Here is a 17527-nt window from a genome sequence, read left to right as displayed (position 1 = left end):
TGCGGCGGGCTTATAGCGCGGGCGGCGAGTCGGTCGACACAGGCCCCTTGTCGGCGGCTCGAGCGTGGTGATAATTCACCTCCGAACCAAAGAGCGAAGGGGGTGCGGTGTTGGATACCGGTGGTGTTGGGAAGCTCGCGATGGACCTGGCTGACATGGCGCGCAACCTGCTCGCCCAGCCCACGGTGGACGACACCCTCGAACGCATCGTGGCCTATGCGGTCGAACTGGTGGACGGCTGCGAGGCCGCCGGAATCCTGGCCGTACAGGACGGCCACGTCGAGACGGTGGTGGCCACCGACGGCGTGGTCCGGGTGTCGGACCGGATCCAGGGCGAGCTCGGCGAGGGTCCGTGCCTCGACGCCGAGCAGGACCGCAAGCCGGTGTACCGGATCGCGGACATGAGCTCCGTCGGGGACCGGTGGGTCCGCTACGCGCCGAAGGCCTGTGAGGTGGGCATCGGTTCGATGATGGGGTTCCTGCTCTACACCCACGGGCACGCCGACCTCGGGGCCCTGAACCTCTACTCCTCCCAGACCAACGCGTTCACCGAGACCTCCGAGTACACCGGCTGGCTCCTCGCCTCCCACGCGGCGGTCGCGCTGTCGAGTGCCCGCCACGACGCGGACCTGCACGAAGCGCTCGCTACCCGCCAGCACATCGGCGAAGCGACCGGCTTCGTGATGGCCCGCTACAACCTCACCAGAGGGGATGCCTTCGACCGGATCGTCAAGGCGTCGCAGAACAACAACATCAAGGTCCGCGACCTGGCCCGCCTGATCAAAGAGACCGGCGAACTCCCCGAGTCCCCCTAGGAGGGTCCTGAATGATGCATGCTCTGCTGCGCGGCGGCCCTGTCAGCCCCGCCTCGACAGAGCCTTGCGATGCAGCCGACTGGATCACCGCTCGTGGTCATGATCGACAGACCGCCGCCCGCCGCAAACGCCGCGACAGTCACAGTCGGTGACGGAGCCGATTTGCCTCAGGCTGCTGACTGGGGTGAGGGATGCGCCGAGGTCGACCTGAGGCTGGATTGTGGCGAAAAATACCGGACTGAGGTTGGTCTCGGTGACAATGGACGCGCCGGGGGCGACACCAGGCCGCCTTGTCGGTGACGCGGCGTTACCAACGTTCCACGCCGAGGATCCCTAGATGTTCAATCCTGAAGCGCGTTGCGTATCCGCGGGGTCAAGCCGAATTGCGCCAGGTCCGGCGAGAGGTCGATCCGCTCGGCTGGAAGGACGGGCCGCGCTCAACGGTTCGGAACGGGCGACGGGCGAAGTCGCGGGTGCCGGCGAACGTCTTCGTTGTCCCACTGGGCGGGTCGACCCGACCGTGCGATGGCGGTGGACCCCTGATGGTCACTAGAACAGAACGCACTGTTCCCCAGCGCGTACGCCAATGGTTGCGGTCGCTAGGTCAGCGGCCAGGCGTGAGGTGGAGACAAGCCGGGCCCGGATCGTCCCCCGAGACGACCGGGCCCGGCTTCGCGTCCGTTTGATCCGCTCCCCAGCGACCAACGGGAAGTATCTGTAGTTCCGGTGTACCCCACAGCTCGTGGATAACACCAAAAAGATCACTACGCGTGCAACAGTTCACCCATTCGGTGACCTCGCGGCGTTCGCTGAAGAGTTACAACGATGTAGTTCGGTGACGGTTGGTTGGGAACTGGAGGCCGCGGTCGCGGGGGCCGAGCGGTTTGAAATCCGACGTTTGCCTGTGTGGTCACGGCACCCGTGATGCTGTAGGGCCCGGACTCAGGTCCCGACACCGGGATTTCCTGGATCAGCGGCCGAGCGCTGGCCCGCATCGAGTCTCCTTCCGAGAAGGGGGAACAGCCGGCTGCCTGACGTCGTGCGCCCGGGGGAGAGCCGCGGCGTCTGAAGGAAGTTAGCCGGGGAGCTTGGGGGCGAGTAGGGACTATCTGGGACCGACTTCGAGATCAGCCGAGGTGGCACGGCGCACCGGCCGCAGGATGTCGACCAGGGTGATGAGGAAAGCGATCCCGACCAGTACCGCCGAGCTGGTCAGGCCGAGCCCGGCCGCGGCGTGGTAGTCCCCGCCCGTTCGGGCCAGCTCGCCGAAGAACAGCGCTCCCGACAGTGCGGTGCCGAGTGCCGTGCCGATCCGCTGGCCGGTTTCGTAGACCCCGGCGGCCACACCGGCATGGCGGGTTATCCCGCGCAGGGTGAGTGTCTGGTTCGCCGCGATGACGAAACCGCATCCGCAGCCGGCGACCAGGAGCGGCGCGGCAAGTACTAGCGCGGCGTTCGGGCCGGTCCAGCTGTGCGCCAGCAAGGCCAACGCGGTCAGCCCGAGTGTTGCCGCCGCGCTGCCGATCAGCACCGGCCGCCGCCCGACGCGGTGCACGATTCGACCACCGATGATCGCCGAGCCGGTGGAGCCGACCGTGAAGATCAACATCGACAGCGCGGCCTGTAGCGCCGAGTAGTCGAGCCCTTGTTGGAGGAACAGTGAGATGACCAGAAATATGCTGGTGAACCCGGAGAAGAATGCCGCCGCGACCACGGTGCCGATGGAGAAACTGCGTATGGTGAACAGTTTCAGGTCCACCAGCGGGTGTCCGCCGCGCGCGCTGAGACGTTGCTCCCGGAAGGCAAAGACAACCAGCAATACGGCCCCCACGACGAACAGCCAGAATCGGGGCTGCGCATCGACTCCGGTCGCCTGTAGCAGTGGCAGCATGATGGTCAGTACGCCGAGCCCGAGTAGGAGCGCGCCCAAGAGGTCGAGCGTGTGGCGGACGCCGCCCCGCTGATCCGCGGGAAGCACCTGGTACCCGAAGGCGAGAGTCACCAGGACGACCGGTATCGACAGGTAGAACACGTACCGCCATCCCTCAGCCACTCCGAAAACCTGCAGGACGATGCCTCCGAGCAGTGGTCCGATCGCGGTGGACAGGCCGACCGTCGCGCCGTAGTAGCCGAGGGCCTTGCCCCGCCTCGGGCCGGTGTACATCTGTTGCATCAGGCCGATGACCTGCGGCGCGAGCAGGCCGGCCGAGACGCCCCGGCAGAGCCGGCCGACGATCAGCACGGTGGCGTTCGGCGCGGCCCCGCAGATCACCGCGGTGGCGGCGAACAGCGCGAGCCCGGTGAGGAACAGCTTCCTGCGCCCATATACGTCTCCCAGGCGACCGGCTGGCACGAGTGTCAACCCGAAAGTCAGCGCGTAGCCGGCGACGGCCCAGGTCACGTCGGTGGTGGACATGTCCAGGCTGTGTTCCATCGATGGCAGTGCGACGTTGACGATACTTACGTCGAGTAGGGTCATGAATCCGGCGACGAGGCAGATCAGTAGTGCGTTTCGCCGTCCGGGATCGACGTTCTGAGAGAGCCTTTCGGTCGATTTTCCCACCGATTTTTCCACCGATTTTTCCATGGGCACCACTATTTCCGCGTCGAGTCCACAGTGAATTCGGTCAGTCGGCGTCCTTCGGGTTCTCGAACTGGATCGCGCCCTGGCTCTCGATGACGTCGAACTGTTCCGACGGAGCGCTCGGCAGCTGGACCGGGGGCAGACCGACCAGGTACAGCACGGTCTCCTCGGTGGCGGCGACGCGCAGCTTGTCACCAGCGTCGGCCTGGATCGCGGCGAGCCGGCCGATCGGTGTGTCGTCCACCGTGGCGGCGCCGGAGAGAGCGACGATCAGGCGGCGGGCGTCCTCGCAGGTGGAGACCCACTCCGCTCCGGCGTCGATCTTGATCATCTCGATCCAGAAGGCGCGCTCGGTGAACGCTCCGACGTACTTCCGCTCCACGCCGGACACGTCCGGCAGCGGCAGCCAGTTGAACTGCTCGGGGTCGATGACGACCACATTCCGGTAGCGGGGCCTCGGGAACTTGATCGACCGACGTTCCGGTCGTTCGTCCGCCGGGCGCCGCGAGGCCGGTCCTCGGCCGCGACCGCCGGACATTCCCAAACCGGAAGCTCCACCGAACTGCAGGACCAACTGCAGCCGCTCGCCCGGCTTGGCGTCGCCCAGAGGGTCGTCCTGGGGGCCATAGGTCTGGCCCTCCGGGAAGTAGCCGATCTCACCTTCGTGCAGGATGCCCTGCTCACCCAGGTTCATGTCGCCCACCAGCGGCAGGCGGATCTGCTCGAAGGTGTGCCGGTGCCGGGGCATGTGGAAGTCCCCTTCCTGGCGGCCGAGGATGTAGCGGTAGTTCTCCAGTGACTCGGGCGAACCTCCCATGAGCAGGTAGTTGAAGGACACCGTGCCCTTCGGGTGGTCCAGGTGAAACGCGGATTCATCGAATGGTGCGACCTTCATGTCAGTCCTCCGTCTGGGTTCTCGGTTTGTGTCTGCCGTTCGGACGCGGGAACCGCCGCGCCATGGCTTTCGATCTTCGTTCGAGCCTACCTACTTGGTAGGTTTGCAACAAGATGAGTGATGAGCTCATACTGAGAGGAAGGGTGTCGGTTGCAGCTGTGTGTCAGCTTGGCGCTACCTACCAAGTAGCTTTACGATTGAGAATCACCGGTCGGAGTTGCTCGCGACGACGCGACGACCGCCGCGGTGGGCCCTTCGAGTCCGGGGCAGGGAGCCGAGGAGATGCGAACCATGCCGATGTCGCAGCCATCCGTGAAGCTGTACCGCGGCCGGGTGGCCGACCAGATCGTGGACGATCTGCGAGGCCAGATTCTGAGCGGCGCACTGCCTGATGGCGTCCAGCTGCCTTCCGAACGTGAGCTGGCGAGCCACTACGACGTGAGCGGTCCGACCGTCCGGGAAGCTGTTCGGGTGTTGACCGCCATGGGGCTGCTCAACACCCGTAACGGCAGTAGAACCACCGTCACCGCACGTGGTGACGCCATGCTTGCGATGTCCATCGCCTCCGTCGTCCAGTTCGAGAAGACCGGGGCGGGCGACGTCCTGGGTCTGTTGGGAGCGCTCAACGCCTATGCGGTCGAGCAGGCCGTGGAGCGCGCCTCCGACGAAGACATAGCCGGACTGCGGGCAGCGGCCGATCAGGCGGCGGAGATCGTCGATGTGGAGTCGGCCGCGGCGGCCCTGAAGCACTACTTCGTGACCCTCTCCGCGATCTCGCACAACCCGCTGCTCGCCGCCCTGTGCCGATTCATCACGGACATGCAGATCGGGCTCGCCGTCGAACTCTCCGGCGGTAGCACGGAGGATTGGCGGCGGGTCGCCGGATCCCTGCACGGGGCGCGGATGGACATCGTCGAGGCCATCGCGCACCGGGATTCAGCCCTGGCTGTCCAACTCGTCCGCGACTACCACGCAAAGGTCATCAAGCGGACCCAGTCCTCGCCTCGCGCCAAGCAGCTCAAGGAGACAGACCCCGGGCTCATCAACCTGCTGTCAGCCTGGCTGGGGGTCAACGTCACCCTCGGCGGCATGCCCAGCAGATGAGCCCGGCCCGCGTGCGGCTCCGGACACCGCTCGGAGTGTGTGGGCTGGCCGCGCGCCGATTCACTGCAGCCGAGGGGGCCAAGGACCGCTGGGACTCAGGACGCTAGGTGGAAGCGACGAGCATGACCACGGTCCCGAGACCCATGATGGCCTCGCCCAGTACCGCGAGCCGGGGTGCGATCAATGCGCCGCCGCCATCGCGGCGGGTCAGCGCTGTGACCGTGCCGAGCAGGAAGTAGCAGGCCAGTGCCCAGCCGAGCAGGGCCAGCGCTTCGCCGAGAGGGCCGGGGGCGGTCATCGGCCCTCCTGGCAGGTCGATCGGGCCCATGCCGGCCATCGCGTGGTGGCCGGCATGGACCAGCGTGACCGTCTCAGCGGTCGGCCCGGGCCCGGTGCCACCCATCGTCCGCATCAAGGGCTGCGCACACATGTAGATCATCGCGACGCCGCCGAGCAGATGGGCCAGCGGTCCGCCGCACACGCCGGCACTGGGCGGTATGACCAGCGGCCAGACCGCCACCGCCGCGAACCAGGCGGCCCACCACGGCCCGTGCACGACGGCCGTGCCGATGCCAGCCATGCCGAGTGACATCACGGCCATGCCCGCCGCGGCCACGGAGCCGGGAAGGTCACGGCGGAGGCCGCGGTGCACCGCCACCAGCCCGAATGCGGCGGCCAGTCCGACGCCGAGCCAGCCAGGCATCCTGCTACCTCCCGGTACCCGGCCCGATCATTGGAACGCCTGCACGCCGCGCTCCACCTGGCTGAGGTACTCATCCGACGGGCCGCTGGCCTTGGCGTACTCGTCGTGCCAGTTCCACCACACGTACGGTGCGGTCTGGGGGTAGCCCTCGGGCGAGTCCTCCCACTCCTCCTGGCGGCCGAGCGCGGTCATGTCGAGGTAGCTCCAGGCGGTCCCCAGTGCCTCGTCGCCTCGGTTGTTGATGAAGTAGGTGCGGAACACGCTGTCGCCGTCGCGGAAGAACGCGTTCGTACCGTGCCATTCGTTGACACCGAAGTCGGCGTCGAAGGCGCTGTCGGTGGCATTGTCAGGGTCACCGGTCATCGTGTACCAGGGCATCGTCCAGCCCATCCGTGCCTTGACCCGCTCGATGTCTGGCTGCGGCGCGCGTGAGGCGAAGACGAGGGTGGTGTCGCGGGCGTTCAGGTGAGCGACGTCGGCGACCTGGTCGGCGATCATGGAACAACCTGGGCAGGCGTGGTCGGGCCAGCCGAACACGCCGGGTTCGAAGAAGGCGCGGTAGACCACCAGCTGTCGACGACCCTCGAACAGGTCGAGCAGGCTCGCTCTGCCCTTCGGTCCGTCGAACTCGTACTCCTTCTCCACGGCAAGCCACGGCATCCGCCGGCGCTCGGCGGCCAACGCGTCCCGGGCGCGGGTCAACTCCTTCTCCTTCGCCAGTAGCTGCAGGTGGGCGGCGTCCCACTCCTGCGACGACACGATCGGCGGTGTTTTCACTGCGAGTTGTCCACCTTCCGGTTCAGATCCAAAGTCGTGTGCTGGCTCGGTCCCGCTCCTGCGCCGCGGCTCTCCGGGGTCCGGCTGGGTCTCCCGCCGGCGTGGCTCGACCACGGTGTCCGGTGCGGCGAGCATGACCAGCAATGTAGGTCAGCGCTTACGTAAGTGTCAACCTACGAATACGCGCCCAGTGTTAGGGCGAGTTCGTGGGTGTGCGCGTCCGTTGGCATGAGACTCAGTCAAGCCGCACTAGACGAGACGGACCATCGCTGAATTTCTCGAATCCATGTTTGTGCGTCTACGCGCTCGGGGGTCGTACGCAGCGCGGACAGGAACGCCTCGAGCGGCTGGGCCCCGGACAAGCCGTACCCTCAGCGTCGGTACCCGCAGTCACCGGTAGTCCTCGGCCAGCATGTGGGCCAGGGTCGGTCGGCCAGCGGTTCGGCGTGCACCTTGGCTGAGCAGTCCCGGATCCGGTCGATGCTCTGTCGCATGGGCGTGCCGCGGTTACCGGCCTGGCACCGATGTTGCGCTGGTCAGCGGTTCATAGTGATAGCCGTGACGGCTGTCGGGCTGTCGTGCCGGGCCGCTCGTCCGCCCAGATCGGGCCGACGGACACGCGAGCGCGCGGAGTCCTTGACGACCAGGCCGCGATCGTCACGGATCATCCGGCGAACCGGAGACTCGTCGTATCCGTGGATCCGCGGAACAACTGGATTACTGGGTTGGGATACAGCCGGTCCCGTCAGGCGTCGACGTTGTGCCGCTGGGGCATGCGCCGGCGGCGGCGGCGGGAGCGGCGACGGGGGTCGGTGCGGCGGCAGTGGCGCCCAGCACCACCAGTGACAGTGTGGCAACTCCGGCGGCCAGTCCAGCGAGCAAGCGTCGCATCTCGTCACGCACCTCTCATCAGCTACTTCTCCCCGTTGGGTTCATTATCAAACCTAACAAGTCTGGCGGCGGAAGCTGGTGAGGGCTGAGGGCGCTGCCAGCGAGGACCCGGATTGACACTCTGCGTCCTGTCAGCTGCTCCGCCGGTGTCGACCTGAAGGCGGAAGGCGAGGTCCGGGCGGGGGTGGAGGTCGACGATGCTCGCCGCGGTGATCCCCCGTGGGTCGAGCCGCGCGACATCGCCGACGCCGTCGCCTGGCTGGTCTCGGACGAAGCCCGCTATGTCAGTGGCGTCGCGCTGCCGGTGGACGGCGGCGTCACCTGGCCGTTCAAGGCTCCGCACCTGGCCACCAGCGAGTAATTCATCAGGTCGGACGCCCACGTGCACGGGGCAGCAGATCTCGACTGATCGGGTGGCAACCGGCTCAAGGTAGGCTGCCGGGCGGGCCGTGACTGGCGCGCTGGGATGGGATCGACCATCGGGGAGCGGCCCGGAGTGCGAATCTGTGCCGTGCGCCTGGGCCGAACCGTGAATCGTGACGCCATGTACGACACGCCGTCCGGAGGCCGACATGTCAGAGCAGTCCCTCTCCACCGAATCCACCGCGTTCCGCAGCGCCCTCGCCGTGATCCGCGCCGTCGAGCCGCGCGTCGCCGACGCCATCGGCCAGGAAGTCGCCGACCAGCGCGAGATGCTCAAGCTCATCGCCTCCGAGAACTACGCCTCCCCGGCCACTCTCCTGGCCATGGGCAACTGGTTCAGCGACAAGTACGCCGAGGGGACGGTCGGCCGCCGCTTCTACGCCGGCTGCCGCAATGTCGACACCGTCGAGGCCCTCGCCGCCGAGCACGCCCGCGAACTCTTCGGCGCCCAGCACGCCTACGCCCAGCCACACTCCGGCATCGACGCCAACCTCGTCGCCTTCTGGGCCGTCCTCGCCCAGCGCGTCGAGGCCCCGGCTCTGGAGAAGGCCGGCGTCCGCCAGGTCAACGACCTTTCCGACGCCGACTGGGCCGAGCTGCGGCAGGCTTTCGGCAACCAGCGCATGCTCGGCATGTCCCTGGACGCCGGCGGCCACCTCACCCACGGCTTCCGCCCGAACATCTCCGGCAAGATGTTCGACCAGCGCTCCTACGGCACCGACCCCGGCACCGGCCTCATCGACTACGAGGCCCTGCGCAACTCCGCCCGCGAGTTCCAGCCGCTGATCATCGTCGGCGGCTACTCCGCCTACCCCCGCCTGGTGAACTTCCGGATCATGCGTGAGATCGCCGATGAGGTCGGCGCCACGCTCATGGTGGACATGGCGCACTTCGCCGGTCTGGTCGCCGGCAAGGTACTCACCGGCGACTTCGATCCGGTCCCGCACGCCCAGATCGTCACCACGACCACCCATAAGTCGCTGCGCGGCCCGCGCGGCGGCATGGTTCTGTGCGACGACTCCCTCAAAGACCAGGTCGATCGCGGCTGTCCGATGGTCCTCGGCGGCCCGCTCCCGCATGTCATGGCCGCCAAGGCGGTCGCGCTCGCCGAGGCCCGCCGCCCCGAGTTCCGCGACTACGCCCAGGCTGTCGTCGACAACGCCCGCGCCCTCGCCGAGGGCCTGATCCGACGCGGTGCCACCCTGGTCACCGGCGGCACCGACAACCACCTCAACCTGATCGACGTCGGCAGCTCCTACGGCCTCACCGGCCGCCAGGCCGAGTCCGCCCTGCTCGACTCGGGCATTGTCACCAACCGCAACTCCATCCCGGCCGACCCCAACGGCGCCTGGTACACCTCCGGCATCCGCATCGGCACGCCCGCGCTGACCACCCGTGGCCTCGGCACCACCGAGATGGACGAGATCGCCGGCCTGATCGACCGCGTGCTGACCACCACCGAGCCCGGCACCACCTCGAAGGGCGCGCCGTCCAAGGCCCAGCACATCCTGGACCCGAAGATCGCGGACGAGATCTCCCACCGCGCCGCCGAGCTGCTCACCGACTTCCCGCTGTACCCGGAGATCGACCTCGGCTGACGCGGAGTTGGCGCGCCGGAATAGAGCCGCGCACGTCAAGATGGGCGCGGTTCAGCTGACAGTGTCCTTCAGGTCCGGTACCACGCTGCCATCGTCGCGCAGCAGCGGAGCCGAAGTGCCGTCCGACTTCGTCAATGCCGTCGTCGAGCACGGATAAGGGTCCGTGACCTGTTTCTTCGGGGCAATGAACATCGGATTGATCAGCCATTTGCCGTCGGCGTTGTCGTAGGCACGGCACATCAGTTCCGGCTTGTTGCGGTTGATCACGAGGTGCACGGCGGTGGCATCGCCGACGAATGTGACATCGGTGACCGAGTCGCCGGCCGCCAGGATCTGGCGCCGCTCGATGGGGAGCCGCTCGAACGCCGCCGGACCCTTGACCCCGAATATCGCCTGGTTGGCCCAGCAACGCTTGCCGTCGACGTAGGTCATGACCGAGTCGTCGCCGTCGGGAACACCGCCGCAGCCCTGCAGATGAGTGGTCTGCTTGCCGTTCTCGTACACGCTGCGGACGCCGACGACGTGGTTCGCGTCGACGCCGACCTCGCCGGCCCATACCTTCACGATCGGCTCCGGGGAAGCCGACACGACCCAGGTGTCGATGCCGTTCGCCTGCAACGTGCCGATCAGGTCCTTGATCTGCGGGTACACCCGGATGTAGCCGTCGACCTGCTGCGATCCGACAGTCTGCGTCGCACCCTCGACCGCGCCGAGGTTCTCCTTCTTCGTGGCGTCGGCGAACTCGGCGAGCTGATCGGCCGTATAGCCCGCCGACAACGCGGTGCCCCACGAGTACGAGCCGATCAGCCGGCGCGCGTCGTAGCCGGCAAATGCGGGCTGGCCGGCGCGAGTCTTGTCATCGAGGATCGCGACGATCTCGTCGGCACACGCGGTGTTGGTGCTCGTCTTCAGCGGTTCGCCGGCGGGCACATCGGTGCCGCATGCCGCCTTCAGGGCCGCTGCCGCCGCGTCCGTCATATAGCGGTCGGTCGTCTTCCAGTCCTGATTTGCCGGCTGCAGAATCTTGTCATTGCGCAGCATCCAGTAATTGGTGCCGTAGCCGATGTCGTTCTTCACGACCGTGTTGTCCCAGTCGAAGATTGCTACCGGAGCCGGCGGCGGAAAACGTCCCGGTACAAGAACTATGGGCGTCGATCGCGGTCTGCAACTTCTGCCGAACGTCTCCGTACCAGGTCAGGCCCGGGTCCAACTTGCGACATTGAGTCCCGTCCGGCTTGGCGCCACTGCCACCGCCACAGCCGGCAAGCGCCATTGCTGCGAGGAGCGAGACGACGGCGGCCATGGTTGTTCGTCGGACGTCGCGCATCCCGTACCCCCCGCGGAGCCAATTTGCGACGACAGTAACAAGGGGCGCAACAGGTGCATATTGCGCAACTCACGGCATCGCCCGAGCGCGGCGGGAGCGGCGCAAATCTCGGGCCCGGGGGGTGGGGGAGTGCGCGGTCGTCGCGACCGCCGCGATCGAACCGAGCGTGCTGTGCGAGCAGCTACTTCAGGCCGACGACCATGGACTCCGGACCGACCACGTCGTCGATCAGCATCTCGTAGACGATCACCGCGCCGTTCGACCCAGCCCGAGGGCGAGACCTTGCGCACGCTCGACGCGTTCGCCGGGCTCGTCAGCGCTTATCGGTAGCCACACTCGCCGGGATCGGCTCGGCCAGAGCCGCTCGCGAGGGAGCCGCCTGGAAGGGGTCGGCGAAGTACTGGGTCTCGTGCGTCACGAGACCGTCGGTGAACTCCATGATGCTCACCGAGTGGGTGGTTGCGCCGTCATAGGTGATCACGCATTCACTCACCCAGAGGTCACCGCTGCCCGAGATCCGGGCGATGGTGAAATGGCGCTCGGCCGGGTGTCCGCCACGTTGCGCCTGGATCTTCGAGCGGCCCCGGAAGCGCTCCCCGGACTGGGGGTAGTCCAAGATCGCGTCCGCGGCGTAGATCGCGTGCTCAGTGTCGATGTCCCCGAGCTCGGAGGCCTTCCAGTGCTCCTCTATCCGGGCCCGGGTCTCGGAGTCACGAGTCATTATCTTCCTCATCATCGACCGAGAAGATCAGCAGTACCGGAGACCTCGTGCACACCTTAGCGACGACAACACGGGGGCGGCGTACTCGGTGGTCGCGATCTTGACCGCCGCTGATCGGAAATCAGCGTGGCGGAAGACCGTCGAGTACGCGCCGGAAAACGAGCCCGCAACTCCCTGCCCGAACGAAGTCAGCAAGATGACGGCGGCGACACCGATGATCAGCCCGAGCATCGTCAGACCCGAACGCATCTTGTGCGCGCGCAACCCGCGAAGTGCGATAACTAATATCTCACGCAGAATCATGGGACGGTACCTCGTCGAACAGATTAGCGAGACCGGCGTGGCCCCCGACTCCGGCGCGCTTAGGCGCACCTACCTGTACACACTGAAGGACGATTGGCAGGCCGTAAAGGGAGACTCTGAGAAATCTCTGATCCAGATGAACTCACTGAGAACTTCGCTCAAAACCAGGCATGTAGTGCCCGGTAGCAGGCGCGCCCGAGGCCGAAGTGCCAGCCGCCTGGCGATACGATGGTCAGGCGCGCGCGCGATTAATAGGTGATTCATAGGTGGATCTTAATGATGTGATGATCGAGACATCTCGATCCCAATAATTTCTCAGCGGCGAAGCCATCAGGAAATTGTAAAGAATGCACATCCGTCGCGTGGTCCCCGGTGATCTTTCAGTGACGATCACGGACTCATCTGTGTCCGCCGCCGCCGCCGTGCCCGCCGCCACCGCTATGCCCGCCGCCGCCGTGTCCGCCGCCGCCGTGCCCACCGCCGCCGCCGTGCCCACCGCCGCCGCTGTGCCCGCCGCCGTGTGCGCCACCACCGCTGTGCCCGCCGCCGTGTGCGCCGCCGCCGTGTCCACCGCCACCGCTGTGCCCGCCACCGCCGCCGTGTCCGCCGCCGTGTCCGCCACCACCGCTGTGCCCGCCGCCATCGTGCCCACTACCAGCGTGCTCACCCCCTGGTCGCGGGGATCGATTCCCGCGACGCGGGTCGGAGTGTTGCTTCGCCGAGGGTATGAGGCGACTGTCGGGTAGCCGGTTGGGACGTGCGCCCCCGCCCCCTGTTCGGTCCCCGTGGTGATGGCGGTCGGGGTCGTCTCGGTTCTGACTCCTGTCATCACCATCCTCAAACTTCGGGGCCGACCACGGCAGTTCGTCGGCGGGATTGATGTGGTCGTCGTCCGGGACGGCCAGGAGCCCTTGAACAGTTGATGAGGCCCCCGACGGTGTCGGCGTGCCCGGTTTGAGTCGAACCAGACGTTGATTCGGCTCAAGGATCCGAGCCGCCAGGGGCGAGCCGGGGCGAGATATCGCCGGCGAGGTAAGAGCGGGCGCGAACGCCTCCGCGGCAGGTAACGGAACACCCCCCGACAGGGCAGACTGGGCAATAACCGTGACCGCACCGAGCGCGCCAACTGTCAGAACAGCGGCGGTCGCCGCGGTATTAGCTCGGTTCATACCCGCGGCCCGAGCGACCACGCTGTCAACCGGGGGCAACCTTACTGTCCGGACCAAGTCCTCCTTGAGGTGACGAAGCGCACTCACCGCGGAATCGGGATCATCTGACACGGCAGCCCACCCCCACTCCGATCCTTATCGCGCTTCACTTCCCGCTCTAATTAGCGATGCTAATCTAAAATCCGATAGGTGCCACTCACGGCTTTGAGTTACCTGAGATCGACATGGCCGACAGCGAGGCGCGGAATCGACGCGCCAATCGACATACGGCAGAGCTGTGCCTGTCCGGTACTACACTGCTCGGAGTTGCGGTGGATTGTGGCGTGGCCGACGCCGTGCCCTGTTTGCCTGATCGCTCACAACGCGTCCCGCGCGCAACCGCACCACCCGTTTCGCGTAGGCCACCGTGTCCTCATCGTGGGTGGAATAGATCACCGTGCAGCCCGCCTCGTTCAGCTCGACGAACAGCTCCATGACCTGGCGTGCTGAGTCGGCATCGAGGTCACCGGTGGGTTCATCGTCCAGCAGAATCGCCGGGTCGTTGATCAGAGCTCGGGCGATCACAGCCTTCTGCTGCTGGGCCGCGAAGAGTTCGACCGGATTGTCGTCGTAGTGGCCCCGGAGCCCGACCCGGTCGAGCGCGACCCGAGCGCGCTGGCGGCGGACCTTCGCCCGCGTGTAGAGCAGCGGGAGCTCAGCGTTGTGCTGCACGTTCGAGTTGGGGATGAGCTTGAACGACTGGAACACGAACCCGATCTTGCGACCGCGGATCTTGGCCAGTGCACGCTTCGACAGCCTGGCCACGTCGGCGCCGTCGAGCAGGTAGCGTCCGTCGCTGGGCAGGTCCAGGCAACTCAGGACGTTCATCAGCGTGCTGGTACCGGACCCGCAGGGCCCGGTGACGGCGACCATCTCTCCGGGCTCGACGGTCAGGTCGACGCCCTGCAGCGCGGCAATGGTGTCGTGGTCAGTGGTGCGATAGACCTTGCTGACCTTCTCAAGTCGGATCATCCGTTGATCCCTCCCTGCGTCTCGACCCGCCGCCTACGCGCGCGACGGACCCACTCAAGCACCGACCGTGGTGAGCTTCGTCCGCCGGTTCTGGACCTTGTCGTCGCTGCGGATCAGCCCGTCGCGCAACCACACCCGCCGGGTGCAGTACTCCGCGACCTCATCCTCGTGGGTGATCACCACGATGGTGCAGCCCGCGGCGTTCAGCTCGGTGAACAGCTCCATGATCTCGACGGTCGACTTCGTATCCAGCGCACCGGTCGGCTCGTCCGCCAGAATGATCGAAGGGTCGTTGATCAGCGCCCGGGCGATGGCGACGCGCTGCTTCTGGCCACCCGAGAGCTCACTGGGCACATGACGCAGCCTGCTCCCGAGCCCCACCCGCTCCAACGCGGCCTTCGCCTTCGCCCGCCGGCTGCGCACCCCGTTGTAGACCAACGGCAGCTCGACGTTGCGCATCGCGTCGGTGCGCGGGATGAGGTTGAACGACTGGAACACGAACCCGATCCGCTGACCCCGCGTCTTGGCCAGCTTGCTCTTCGACAGCTTGGTCACATCGGTGCCCTCCAGCATGTACCGGCCGGAACTCGGGGCATCCAGACAGCCCAGGATGTTCATCAGCGTGCTCTTGCCGGAACCGGAAGGGCCCATGATGGCGACCATCTCCCCGGCCGCGATGGTGAGGTCGATGCCGTGCAAGATCGTCATCTCACCCTCGGCCATGCGAAAGGACTTGGTCAGGCCCTCAAGCTGGATCATCCCACTCCTCGGTCGAAGTGCCGTCACTCACCGCATCCACGTCATTGCTCACCGCATCCAAGTACGACAATAGGTGATCGCCACTGAGAGATCACTGGGATCACCGGGACTGATGCGCGTACTTAAGAACTACCTGTGCGTTTCGGCGCTGAGAAATTGCTGAGACAATGAGAAAGAGTGTCGCGCGTAAGAAAAACTAGGAATTACTTATGAGTCGCGCACAGGTTGTCTCAATCACAGACCGCACCCCGCGAAATCGGCGCCCGCAACGTCGTGTACGCAGGTCGGGCGCCTGACTATCGCGAGCCGCCCGACTGATGTATCGAAAGTCGCGGGCGATGAGGTGCAGGCGGGAACGCGGTAGGCGGGGGCAGGCAGCTCCCAGCCGGTTCACAGGTTGCGGACAGCGGACATCAATATGGTCGCCGCCACACCGGACCGGGAGGGCCCCAGTAAAGTGATCATGCGAGACATCGTGTCCATCGCGTTCCGAGCATTACGCTCGAACAAGCTGCGTTCCGGCTTGACCATGCTCGGACTGATCATCGGGGTGGCCGCCGTCATCCTGCTGACCTCGTTCGGTCAGGGCGTCGGCAACTCGGTCAACGCGGCCATCGCACCGATCGCGAACAGCATCACAGTGGTGCCCAAGGTGTCACCGATCCCCGGCGGCCCACCGGCGAAGCCGCTGACCGACCGCGACGAGTTGGCCATCGCCAAGGTTCCGGGGGTGTCCGAGCTGGTCCCGCAGGTCACCGGGGCATCCACCGGGGCGGCCGGCCAGATCTCCAAGGCGGTCACCGCGTCCGTCCCGTCCGCGCACTTCACCTCGGCCTCGGTCACCGGGACCACAGCGAACTTCCTGTCCGCAAATCAGAAGGCGGTGTCCGTCGGACGGTTCTTCAGCCCGCAGGAGGCGCGATCCGGCGCGAAGGTGGCGGTGCTCGGCCCGGACATCGCGACCGCGCTCTTCGGCCCGGACCCGACCGCGGCACTGGGCGGGACGCTGCGGCTCAGCCATGCATTGTTCACGGTCATCGGGCTGATGCCGTCCTACGGCAAGGCCGGCGACAACGCCATCGTGATGCCGATGAAGGCTGCCCGCTCCGGCGTGTTCGGCTACGGCGACGGCGGCGATGAGATCAGCTCGATCGTGGTGAAGTGCACCGACGTACCCGCGGTGAAGGGCGTCGAGGCGCAGATCACCCAGCTGATGATGGACCGGCACCAGATCGGTGACCCCAAGTACGCCGACTTCCAGGTGCAGGACCAGGGCTCCCGGATGAAGACGTTCGTCGACCTGATCAACCTGATCACCAACTTCGTGCCGGCGATCGCAGCGATCTCCCTGCTGGTCGGCGGTATCGGCGTGCTGAACATCATGCTGGTCTCGGTGACCGACCGGACTCGGGAGATCGGCACCCGCAAGGCGATCGGCGCGAGCGATTCCGCGATCCTCACCCAGTTCGTCATGGAGGCGATCGCTCTGGCCGGCCTCGGCGGCGTTCTCGGTGCGGTGCTGGGCGTCGGGTTGATCTTTACCACCAAGGTGCTCATCCCGATGCTGGGCACCCGCGGGTTCCTCAGCACATTCGACCCGGTGCTGTCCGTCCCACCGGTCGCGGTCGCGTTCACCATCAGCCTGTTCATCGGCCTGATCGCCGGCGGCTACCCGGCCTGGCGCGCCGCGCGGCTCGAACCCATCGAGGCGCTGCGGTACGAATGATTGCCGTTCAGTTCCCCGGCGGCGTGACCACGGTGTTCATGTGTGCGGTTGCATGTACTCGAAGACGGAGCCGTCAGGGTGGCGAGCCACGATCCGCGTCCCGTTGGGTACTTCGTTCGGGGCTTCCAGTACCTCGCCGCCCGCCTTGCTCAGCGCTTCGAGCACAGGATTCAAAGTTTCGACGACGACGGTCGCAGTCTGTGACACGTACTTTTCCAGCGGGCCGGAGTACAGCAGAAACGGGCCCACCAATGCCAACTCCAGCTCGAGGTAGGGGAATCGCCTGACTTCGACGTCCCCGGCCAACTCGCGATAGAAGGGAATGGCGGCGTCAAGGTTGTCGACTTCGACGTCCGCGATCATCGCTCGAATATTGCTGCTCACCGCGACCTCCTCGGGACGGCCCATGTGCCGCAGCGGTAGCTGCGAGGCCTCTTGACTGATTCGCCCAGAACATAGCCGGTTCTGGACGGATCAGTCAAGAATACCCGCGACCCGCCAAAAGAAATGGCTTCCGACGATCCCGCCGGCGTCATTGACCTCGCTGACGGCCAGCTCGAGTCCAGCGAGCAAGTGCTGGCCCGCCTCGACCCAGCCAGGCCGAGTCAGCGGAACGAGAGCGCCGATCTGGACGGATGATCCGTCAGTCCTCTCCGCTCCGGGTGGCGATGGTGGCGTGTTCATGCGTTCGCGTCTCCCGGGTGGCGATTCGGTTGCGGCT

At 66.3% G+C, this 17527-nt stretch carries 16 protein-coding genes and 1 riboswitch; of the genes, 5 read left to right on the top strand and 11 right to left on the bottom strand.

Features of this window, described 5'->3' with window-relative positions:
• Window positions 1-140: 140 nt before the first annotated feature.
• Window positions 141-815 carry a GAF and ANTAR domain-containing protein gene (locus ACTXG6_RS39880; protein WP_445184483.1) on the top strand — a complete coding sequence of 225 codons (675 nt, stop codon included), beginning with the start codon at window positions 141-143 and terminating at the stop codon, window positions 813-815.
• Between the two features lie 1105 nt (window positions 816-1920).
• Here ACTXG6_RS39880 and ACTXG6_RS39875 read toward each other — a convergent pair.
• Together ACTXG6_RS39875 and ACTXG6_RS39870 are read right to left on the bottom strand one after the other, a co-directional pair.
• Window positions 1921-3378 carry an MFS transporter gene (locus ACTXG6_RS39875; protein ID WP_445184482.1) on the bottom strand — a complete coding sequence of 486 codons (1458 nt, stop codon included), beginning with the start codon at window positions 3376-3378 and terminating at the stop codon, window positions 1921-1923.
• A 64-nt stretch (window positions 3379-3442) separates the two neighbouring features.
• Window positions 3443-4294 carry a hypothetical protein gene (locus ACTXG6_RS39870; RefSeq protein ID WP_445184481.1) on the bottom strand — a complete coding sequence of 284 codons (852 nt, stop codon included), beginning with the start codon at window positions 4292-4294 and terminating at the stop codon, window positions 3443-3445.
• A 282-nt stretch (window positions 4295-4576) separates the two neighbouring features.
• Here ACTXG6_RS39870 and ACTXG6_RS39865 point away from each other — a divergent pair, with 282 nt between their 5' ends.
• Window positions 4577-5398 (top strand): FadR/GntR family transcriptional regulator, encoded by an 822-nt coding sequence (locus tag ACTXG6_RS39865; RefSeq protein WP_445184480.1) that lies wholly within the window; start codon window positions 4577-4579, stop codon window positions 5396-5398.
• Window positions 5399-5501: 103 nt separating this feature from the next.
• Here ACTXG6_RS39865 and ACTXG6_RS39860 read toward each other — a convergent pair whose 3' ends face one another.
• Window positions 5502-6101: a DUF5134 domain-containing protein gene (locus ACTXG6_RS39860; RefSeq protein ID WP_445184479.1), complete on the bottom strand. Its 600-nt coding sequence runs from the start codon at window positions 6099-6101 to the stop codon at window positions 5502-5504.
• A gap of 27 nt (window positions 6102-6128) precedes the next feature.
• A complete protein-coding gene (locus tag ACTXG6_RS39855; RefSeq protein WP_445184478.1) occupies window positions 6129-6878 on the bottom strand; it encodes a DUF899 domain-containing protein in 750 nt (249 codons plus the stop codon).
• 1075 nt (window positions 6879-7953) lie between these two features.
• Between ACTXG6_RS39855 and ACTXG6_RS39850 the strand changes: the two genes are divergently transcribed.
• The gene (locus tag ACTXG6_RS39850; RefSeq protein ID WP_445184477.1) at window positions 7954-8130 is read left to right on the top strand and encodes an SDR family oxidoreductase; all 177 of its coding nucleotides are present in this window, start codon (window positions 7954-7956) and stop codon (window positions 8128-8130) included.
• A gap of 78 nt (window positions 8131-8208) precedes the next feature.
• Window positions 8209-8299, top strand: a riboswitch (ZMP/ZTP riboswitch).
• Between the two features lie 42 nt (window positions 8300-8341).
• Window positions 8342-9790 (top strand): glycine hydroxymethyltransferase, encoded by a 1449-nt coding sequence (locus ACTXG6_RS39845; RefSeq protein ID WP_445184476.1) that lies wholly within the window; start codon window positions 8342-8344, stop codon window positions 9788-9790.
• 51 nt (window positions 9791-9841) lie between these two features.
• On the opposite strand, the gene ACTXG6_RS39840 is transcribed toward ACTXG6_RS39845, so the two are convergent.
• From ACTXG6_RS39840 to ACTXG6_RS39815, 6 genes are all read right to left on the bottom strand, one after another.
• Window positions 9842-10867 carry an HAD family hydrolase gene (locus ACTXG6_RS39840; protein ID WP_445184475.1) on the bottom strand — a complete coding sequence of 342 codons (1026 nt, stop codon included), beginning with the start codon at window positions 10865-10867 and terminating at the stop codon, window positions 9842-9844.
• Window positions 10868-11430: 563 nt separating this feature from the next.
• Entirely contained in the window at window positions 11431-11838 is a 408-nt protein-coding gene (locus ACTXG6_RS39835; RefSeq protein ID WP_445184474.1) for a nuclear transport factor 2 family protein, read from the bottom strand.
• A 27-nt stretch (window positions 11839-11865) separates the two neighbouring features.
• A complete protein-coding gene (locus tag ACTXG6_RS39830; RefSeq protein WP_445184473.1) occupies window positions 11866-12141 on the bottom strand; it encodes an ABC transporter permease in 276 nt (91 codons plus the stop codon).
• Between the two features lie 232 nt (window positions 12142-12373).
• Window positions 12374-12808, bottom strand: a complete 435-nt coding sequence (locus tag ACTXG6_RS39825; protein WP_445184472.1) for a hypothetical protein — start codon at window positions 12806-12808, stop codon at window positions 12374-12376.
• Window positions 12809-13601: 793 nt separating this feature from the next.
• Window positions 13602-14321, bottom strand: coding sequence for an ABC transporter ATP-binding protein (locus tag ACTXG6_RS39820; protein ID WP_445184471.1), 720 nt, complete (start codon window positions 14319-14321; stop codon window positions 13602-13604).
• A 54-nt stretch (window positions 14322-14375) separates the two neighbouring features.
• Window positions 14376-15080 carry an ABC transporter ATP-binding protein gene (locus tag ACTXG6_RS39815; protein WP_445184470.1) on the bottom strand — a complete coding sequence of 235 codons (705 nt, stop codon included), beginning with the start codon at window positions 15078-15080 and terminating at the stop codon, window positions 14376-14378.
• A 418-nt stretch (window positions 15081-15498) separates the two neighbouring features.
• Here ACTXG6_RS39815 and ACTXG6_RS39810 point away from each other — a divergent pair, with 418 nt between their 5' ends.
• Window positions 15499-16806 (top strand): ABC transporter permease, encoded by a 1308-nt coding sequence (locus tag ACTXG6_RS39810; RefSeq protein WP_445184469.1) that lies wholly within the window; start codon window positions 15499-15501, stop codon window positions 16804-16806.
• A 36-nt stretch (window positions 16807-16842) separates the two neighbouring features.
• On the opposite strand, the gene ACTXG6_RS39805 is transcribed toward ACTXG6_RS39810, so the two are convergent.
• Window positions 16843-17190 (bottom strand): VOC family protein, encoded by a 348-nt coding sequence (locus tag ACTXG6_RS39805; protein WP_445184468.1) that lies wholly within the window; start codon window positions 17188-17190, stop codon window positions 16843-16845.
• Between the last annotated feature and the right edge of the window lie 337 nt (window positions 17191-17527).

Source organism: Pseudonocardia sp. Cha107L01 (genome assembly GCF_052566575.1).
Note: the sequence above shows the minus strand (reverse complement) of the source record. Positions and strands in the feature narration are given on the sequence as shown.